The sequence below is a fragment of the Streptomyces javensis genome, from assembly GCF_039525925.1.
In the GTDB taxonomy this organism is placed as follows: domain Bacteria; phylum Actinomycetota; class Actinomycetes; order Streptomycetales; family Streptomycetaceae; genus Streptomyces; species Streptomyces asiaticus.
The window spans coordinates 1-617 of the sequence record NZ_BAAAIF010000283.1 but is presented as its reverse complement, the minus strand read 5'-3'; the positions used below and the strand labels follow the sequence as shown (position 1 = coordinate 617).

Genomic DNA, 617 nt, shown 5'->3' with positions numbered 1-617 from the left:
CAGCGGGCTGGGCCGTGTGGCGGTGAACCGGGAGGCGAAGTGCTCCCAGTCGATGTCCGCGATCATCACCGCGGTCTCGTCGTCGTCCAACGCCCGCTCAAGGGCTGCCAACGCCAACCGTGGCGCCATGGCCCGTGCATGCCCGGCCCCCATACCGGATTCGGCCCAGGCGCCCCAGGCCACCGACGTGGCCACCAAACCCTCAGCCCGACGCCGCCACGCCAACCCGTCCAAGACCGCATTGGCCGCCGCATAACTCCCCTGACCCGCATTACCCACAGTCCCGGCGGCCGACGAGAACAACACAAAGGCGTCAAGGTCGGTGTCACGGGTCAACTCGTGGAGATGGCGGGCGCCGTCGGCCTTGGCCCGCATCACGGCACGGATCCGCTCCGGAGCCAGCGATTCAAGCACCCCGTCATCGAGAACACCCGCCGCATGCACGACAACGCGCACATCAGGAACCGTCGCCACAAGAGCCGCAAGCGCCTCACGATCGCCCACATCACAAGCCACGATCCGCACCCGGCCCCCCAACTCCGCCACCAACTCGCCAGCACCAGGCGCCTCCCCACCCCGGCGGCTCACCAGCACCACCCGCTCCACACCCCTGTCCA

At 69.0% G+C, this 617-nt stretch carries 1 protein-coding gene; it reads right to left on the bottom strand.

Features of this window, described 5'->3' with window-relative positions; genetic code table 11:
* On the bottom strand, positions 1-617 hold a 617-nt coding region (locus tag ABD329_RS47970; RefSeq protein WP_344318320.1), incomplete at both ends, for an SDR family NAD(P)-dependent oxidoreductase.